At 69.7% G+C, this 6780-nt stretch carries 6 protein-coding genes; all 6 read left to right on the top strand.

The features are described 5' to 3' along the window. Positions 1-812: amidohydrolase (locus IH13_RS0111935; RefSeq protein WP_031083647.1), on the top strand; the 812-nt coding region annotated here is incomplete at its 5' end. A gap of 141 nt (positions 813-953) precedes the next feature. Continuing rightward, a complete protein-coding gene (locus tag IH13_RS0111930; RefSeq protein WP_031083645.1) occupies positions 954-2012 on the top strand; it encodes a BMP family lipoprotein in 1059 nt (352 codons plus the stop codon). Between the two features lie 360 nt (positions 2013-2372). After that, positions 2373-3959, top strand: coding sequence for an ABC transporter ATP-binding protein (locus tag IH13_RS0111925; RefSeq protein ID WP_051835829.1), 1587 nt, complete (start codon positions 2373-2375; stop codon positions 3957-3959). Next, positions 3956-5074, top strand: coding sequence for an ABC transporter permease (locus IH13_RS0111920; protein ID WP_031083641.1), 1119 nt, complete (start codon positions 3956-3958; stop codon positions 5072-5074). Before IH13_RS0111925 ends, IH13_RS0111920 begins: the two co-directional genes overlap by 4 nt. After that, positions 5071-6336, top strand: a complete 1266-nt coding sequence (locus IH13_RS0111915; RefSeq protein ID WP_031083638.1) for an ABC transporter permease — start codon at positions 5071-5073, stop codon at positions 6334-6336. Before IH13_RS0111920 ends, IH13_RS0111915 begins: the two co-directional genes overlap by 4 nt. Continuing rightward, positions 6333-6734, top strand: a complete 402-nt coding sequence (locus IH13_RS0111910; protein ID WP_031083637.1) for a cytidine deaminase — start codon at positions 6333-6335, stop codon at positions 6732-6734. Before IH13_RS0111915 ends, IH13_RS0111910 begins: the two co-directional genes overlap by 4 nt. Positions 6735-6780: the final 46 nt, after the last annotated feature.

Here is a 6780-nt window from a genome sequence, read left to right as displayed (position 1 = left end):
GGCAGGGGCTGCTGCCGCATCCCGTGCGGCTGCTCTTCCAGCCCGCCGAGGAGGTGCTGCCCGGCGGGGCCGCCGACGCGGTCGAGGCCGGGGTGCTGGACGGCGTCGGCCGGATCATCGGGGTGCACTGCGACCCCAAGGTGGACGTCGGGAAGATCGGGCTCCGGATCGGGCCGATCACCTCCGCCTGCGACCGGCTGGAGATCTCCCTGGACGGGCCCGGCGGGCACACCGCCCGGCCGCACCTCACCACCGACCTGGTCACCGCCGCGGCCCGGGTGGCCGTGGACGTACCGGCGCTGCTCGCCCGGCGGGTCGACGCGCGGGCCGGGCTCGCCGTCACCTGGGGGCGGCTCCAGACCGGGCACGCGCCCAACGTCGTCCCGCAGCACGCCGAACTGTCCGGCACGGTCCGCTGCCTGGACCTGGAGAGCTGGCGGCAGGCGCCCGACATGGTGCACACGGCCATCGACGAGGTGGCCGCGATGTACCGGGCCAAGACGGTGATCGACTACGTCCGGGGCGTCCCGCCCGTGGTGAACGAGGCGGAGTCGATCGGCCTGCTGGACGCCGCCATGACGATCCGGCGCGGTTCGTACGCGATCGAGGACACCGAGCAGAGCCTCGGGGGCGAGGACTTCTCCTGGTACCTGGAGAAGGTTCCCGGAGCCATGGCCCGGCTCGGCGTGCGGACCCCGGGGGACACCCGTGGCCTGGACCTGCACCGGGGCAACTTCGACGTCGACGAGGAGGCGATCACGGTCGGTGTGGAGCTGTTCACGGCCTCGGCGCTGCTCGACGGCAACCGTTAGGAACCCGCCACGACACCTTCTGTTCGCGACGATCCGATAACAGCTTCCGTACAGGTCCTTATCTGACATCTACGCGCGTTACGATCGCGGCGAAACCAGCGCCGGAAGAGGCGCTTCGGTCAGGTTTGAAGGAGCCTTCCCTTGCGCCGGATCACCAGGATCACCACCGTGGGCGTCATGTCCGCGGCACTAGCGCTCAGTGTCACCGCGTGTGGCGAATCGTCGTCCTCGTCCTCGTCGGACACCTCGTCCGACTCCAAGGGCGGCAAGACGGCCATCGCCTACGACATCGGGGGGCGCGGGGACCAGTCGTTCAACGACGCCGCGTACGCCGGTCTGACCCGGGCGGGGAAGGACCTCGGTGTCAAGGGCACCGAGGCCGAGCCCACCGAGGGCGAGTCGGACGCCGACAAGGTGCAGCGCCTCACCTCGCTGGCCCGCGCCGGCAACAACCCGGTGATCGGCGTCGGTTTCGCCTACGCCCCGGCCATCAAGAAGGTCGCGGCGAAGTTCCCGAAGGTCACCTTCGGCATCATCGACGACTCCTCGGTGACCGGCGACAACATCGCCAACATCGTCTTCAACGAGGAGCAGGGCTCCTACCTCGCGGGCGTCGCCGCCGCGAAGGTCACCAAGACCAAGAAGGTCGGCTTCATCGGCGGTGTCGAGACCCCGCTGATCAAGAAGTTCCAGGCCGGCTTCGAGCAGGGCGTCAAGGACACCGACGCCTCGGTCAACGTACTTCCGCAGTACCTCACCCAGCCGCCGGACTTCACCGGCTTCTCCAAGCCCGACCTCGGCAAGGCGGCCGCCCAGGGCCAGCTCGACAAGGGCGCCGACGTGGTCTACTCGGCCGCCGGTCTGGCCGGTTCGGGTGCCATAGAGGCCGTCTCCAAGGCCGGCAAGTGGAACATCGGCGTCGACTCCGACCAGTACAAGCAGGAAGGCCTCGCCGCCTACAAGGAGTCGATCCTGACCTCGGTCACCAAGGACGTCGAGGACTCCGTCTTCAACCTGATCAAGTCGGTCAAGGACGGCAAGCCCGAGACCGGTGAGGTCCGCTACGGCCTCGACGAGGACGGCGTCGGCCTGTCCATGTCCAACCCGGCCTTCACCAAGATGACCGACGTCATCGCCGCCGTGGACAAGGCGAAGAAGGAAATCATCGACGGCAAGATCACCGTCAAGACCGCCCCGTAACGGCACCGGTCCGACCGGCTGGTTTCCCGTGGGCCCGGAGCGCGCACCCGTCGCCGCTCCGGGCCCGTGGGGTGCCGGTCGCCGGGTCACCGAGAGGTGAGCGCGGGTAGCCGATCGTGCCCGTGCGGCACCGCGGCGGTACCCGCACCGAGAAGTACCGAGAAGTAACAGAAGTACCGAGAAGTACCGAAACAGTCCCGAAGAAGTTGTGCCCCTCGCAGTGCCCTGCCCGTATCGGCCCGGCCTCCGGTCCGGCCCGCGGTGGTGGCCCTACGCTTTACGATTCGGCAGCGCTACGCGTGTAGACAGCCCTCAGGCGCGATAACTTCACCCCGCCCCTCTGCCCCTGTGCCCCCGCTCCTGTCCGGCCAAGGAGAGTGCGTCATCAACGCGTCCAGCAGTCCCCCCGCCGTAGAACTGCACGGCATCACCAAGCGTTTCCCCGGCGTCGTCGCCAACCACGACATCGGGATCACCGTCCGCAAGGGCACGGTCCACGCCCTGGTCGGCGAGAACGGTGCCGGCAAGTCCACCCTGATGAAGATCCTCTACGGCATGCAGAAGCCGGACGAGGGCACCATCGCGGTCGACGGCGAGCAGGTCTCCTTCGGCAACCCGGGTGACGCCATCGCGCGCGGCATCGGCATGGTGCACCAGCACTTCATGCTCGCCGACAACTTCACCGTCCTGGAGAACGTCGTCCTCGGCGGTGAGAAGCTGCACGGCATCGGTTCCGCGGCCCGCAGGAAGATCCAGGAGATCTCCGAGGCGTACGGCCTCGGGGTACGCCCCGACGCGCTCGTCGAGGACCTCGGGGTCGCCGACCGCCAGCGCGTGGAGATCCTCAAGGTCCTCTACCGAGGCGCCCGCATCCTGATCCTGGACGAGCCGACCGCCGTCCTGGTCCCGCAGGAGGTCGACGCGCTCTTCGCGAACCTCCGGGAGCTCAAGGCCGAGGGCCTCACCGTCATCTTCATCTCGCACAAGCTCGGCGAGGTGCTGTCCGTCGCCGACGAGATCACCGTGATCCGCCGCGGTACGACGGTGGGCACCGCCGACCCGGCGAACACCACCACCAAGCAGCTCGCCGAGCTGATGGTCGGCAGCGAGCTCCCCTCGCCGGAGACCCGTGAGTCCACGGTGACGGACGTGCCGATGCTGCACGTCGAGGGGCTCTCCCTCGGTGCCACGGACCCGGACGGCGTCGTCCGCGAGGTCCTCTGCGACGTCGGCTTCACCATCCACAAGGGCGAGGTCCTCGGCATCGCGGGCGTCGAGGGCAACGGCCAGACCGAGCTGATCGACGCGCTCGTCGGGATGCGGAGCCCGGACGCCGGCGTCATCACGCTGGACGGCGCCGACATCTCGCACGCCCCCACCCGCAAGCGGCGCGAGGACGGCATCGGGTACATCCCCGAGGACCGCCACCGCCACGGCGTCCTGCTGGACGCCCCGCTGTGGGAGAACCGCATCCTCGGCCACGTCACGGAGAAGCCCAACAGCCGCGGCTTCCTGCTGGACCCCAAGGCGGCCCGCGCCGACACCGAGCGGATCGTGCGCGAGTACGACGTGCGCACCCCCGGCATCGAGGTCACCGCGGCCTCGCTCTCCGGCGGCAACCAGCAGAAGCTGATCGTCGGCCGGGAGATGAGCCACGACCCCAAGCTCCTGATCGCCGCCCACCCCACCCGCGGGGTGGACGTCGGCGCCCAGGCGCAGATCTGGGACCAGATCCGCGAGGCCCGCCGCGAGGGCCTCGCCGTCCTGCTCATCTCCGCGGACCTGGACGAGCTCATCGGGCTCTCCGACACCCTGCGCGTCATGTACCGCGGCAAGCTCGTGGCCGACGCCGACCCCGCCACCATCACCCCCGAGGAACTGGGCTCGGCCATGACCGGCGCCGCCGCCGGTCACCTCGAAGCAGCACCGGAGGACGAGGCCCGATGAAGAAATTCGACAAGGACCGGCTGATCCTGGGCTTCGCCGGCCCGGTACTCGCCCTGGTCGTCGCGTTCGCGCTCACCACCCTGGTGCTGCTCGCCTCCGGGACCAACCCGTTCGAGCCGTACCGGCTGATGTTCGAGCAGGCGTCGTACTCCGACGTACAGGTGCTGATCATCAACCAGGCCGGTACGTACTACCTCGCCGCCCTCGCGGTCGCGGTCGGCTTCCGGATGAACCTCTTCAACATCGGAGTCGACGGCCAGTACCGCCTCGCCGCGATGATGGCCGCCCTGGTCGGCGCCGCCGTGGACCTCCCCGGGCCGCTCCAGATCCTCCTCATCGTCGTCGTCGCGATGCTGGTCGGAGCCTTCTGGGCCGGTATCGCGGGCTTCCTCAAGACCACCCGCGGGGTGAGCGAGGTCGTCGCGACGATCATGCTCAACTCCATCGCGACCGCCCTGATCGCCTGGCTGATCCTGCCGAAGAACTTCGGTGACCAGGCCGCCGGTTCCAACAACCTGACCACCGGCGAGATCCCCGAGACCGGCTGGTTCCCGGGCCTCTCGATGGGCGCCGAGGCCGGTGAGATCTACGGGTTCACCTTCGTCGCCGCCGGCTGCGGCCTCGTCTACTGGTTCGTGCTGAACCGCACCCGCTTCGGCTTCGACCTGCGCGCCACGGGCGCCAGCGAGAGCGCCGCCCAGGCATCCGGCGTGGACGCCAAGAAGATGGTCCTCACCTCGATGCTCATCTCCGGCGCGGTCGCCGGTCTGGCCGGCATGCCGACGCTGCTGGGTGACACGCACACCTACAGCCTCGACTTCCCCACCGGCATCGGCTTCACCGGCATCACCATCGCCCTGCTGGGCCGGAACAACCCGCTCGGCATCGCGCTGAGCGCACTGCTGATCGCCTTCCTGGACAAGGCGTCCTCCTCGCTCGACCAGTTCGGGTACGAGAAGGAGATCGCCACGATCATGCAGGGCCTCATCGTGATCTCCGTGGTCGTCAGCTACGAACTGGTCCGGCGCTACGGAACCCGCCGGCAGCAGCAGAAGGTCGGCGAGGAACTCGCCGCCGGCCACGCCCTCACCACCGAGAAGGAGGCGGCCCTGTGAGCACCAGCAAAGTCTCCGCCGCTCGCGTCGCGCCGCCGAAGGGCGGTGGCCGCCGGAAGCTCTCCCTGCCCGTCGTCCTGCTGATCATCGCCGGTGCACTGGCCCTCGTGTCCCTGGTCCGGCTCATCAGCGGCGCCGACGACGTCACCTCCGTGGGCCAGGTGCACGGCGCCCTGGAACTGGCCGTACCGATCGGCCTGGCCGGACTCGGCGGCCTCTGGGCCGAGCGGGCGGGCGTCGTCAACATCGGGCTCGAGGGCATGATGGTCCTCGGTACCTGGTTCGGGGCCTGGGCCGGTTTCCAGTGGGGCCCGTGGGTCGGTGTCCTGTTCGGCATCATCGGCGGGGCGCTCGGCGGCCTGCTGCACGCCGTCATCACCGTCACCTTCGGCGTGAACCACATCGTCTCCGGTGTGGCCATCAACATCCTCGCCGTCGGCGTCACCCGGTACCTCTCCAACTTCACCTTCGCCGACGCGGAGGGCGGCACCTCCAAGCAGTCCCCGCGCATCGACTCGATCGACAAGATCACCGTTCCAGGGCTCTCGGACTGGATGCAGGACCTGCAACAACGGCACTGGTTCTTCGTCTCCGACCTGGCCGGCATCGTCGGCGGCGTGTTCACCGGGCTGTCGCTGCTGACCGTCGTCGCCCTGCTGCTCATCCCCGCCACCTGGTGGGTGCTGTGGCGCACCTCGTTCGGCCTGCGGCTCCGCTCCTGCGGTGAGAGCCCGGTCGCCGCCGAGAGCCTCGGTGTGAACGTCTACAAGTACAAGTACATCGCCGTCACCGTCTCCGGTGCGCTGGCCGGTCTCGGCGGTGCCTTCCTGGCGATCGTCTCCACCGGGATCTACCAGGAGGGCCAGACCGGTGGCCGCGGCTACATCGGCCTCGCCGCGATGATCTTCGGCAACTGGATGCCCGGCGGCATGGCGCTGGGCGCGGGCCTCTTCGGCTTCACCGACAGCCTCAAGCTGCGCGGCGGCGCGGAGAACGTCCACGCGATGCTGCTGCTCCTCGCGATCCTGCTGGTGATCGTCGTGTTCTGGCAGCTGTACCGGAAGAAGTACGTCGCCGCGGTGGTCTCGGCGGCCGTCTCGGCGCTGCTGTTCACCTGGTACGCGCTCACCGACCAGGTCCCCAGCCAGTTCGTGGACGCCGCCCCGTACGTCACGACGCTGCTGGTGCTCGCCCTGTCGGCGCAACGGCTGCGCATGCCGAAGGCCGACGGTGTGCCCTACCGCAAGGGGGAGGGCAAGTGACCGGGGCCGAGGCGCCGGTCGACTGGGACGCCCTGCGGACGGCCGCCCGGGACGCCATGTCCCGGGCGTACGCCCCGTACTCGGGCTACAGGGTCGGCGTCGCCGCGCTGGCCGACGACGGCCGGACCCTCGTCGGCTGCAACGTCGAGAACGCCAGCTACGGCGTGGGCCTGTGCGCCGAGTGCGGGCTGGTCTCCCAGCTCGCCGCGACGGGTGGCGGCCGGCTGACCCACTTCGTCTGCGTGGACGGCGAGGGCGCGCCCCTCGTGCCGTGCGGGCGGTGCCGCCAGCTGCTGTACGAGTTCGGGGGCCCGGGGCTCGTCCTGGAGACCCCGGACGGCTTCCGCACGCTCGACGAGATGCTGCCCCAGGCCTTCGGGCCGCAGCACCTGCGCTGAACGCCCGGCCGGGGCCGCCGCGACACCCGGCGGCCCCGGCCGCCGG

It is taken from the genome of Streptomyces sp. NRRL WC-3549, from assembly GCF_000721935.1.
Lineage (GTDB): Bacteria > Actinomycetota > Actinomycetes > Streptomycetales > Streptomycetaceae > Streptomyces.
Note: the sequence above shows the minus strand (reverse complement) of the source record. Positions and strands in the feature narration are given on the sequence as shown.

Bases quoted from the DNA above. Each gene is read 5' to 3' on its own strand.
- IH13_RS0111920 (WP_031083641.1), top strand. From the start codon at position 3,956: ATGAAGAAATTCGACAAGGACCGGCTGATCCTGGGCTTCGCCGGCCCG.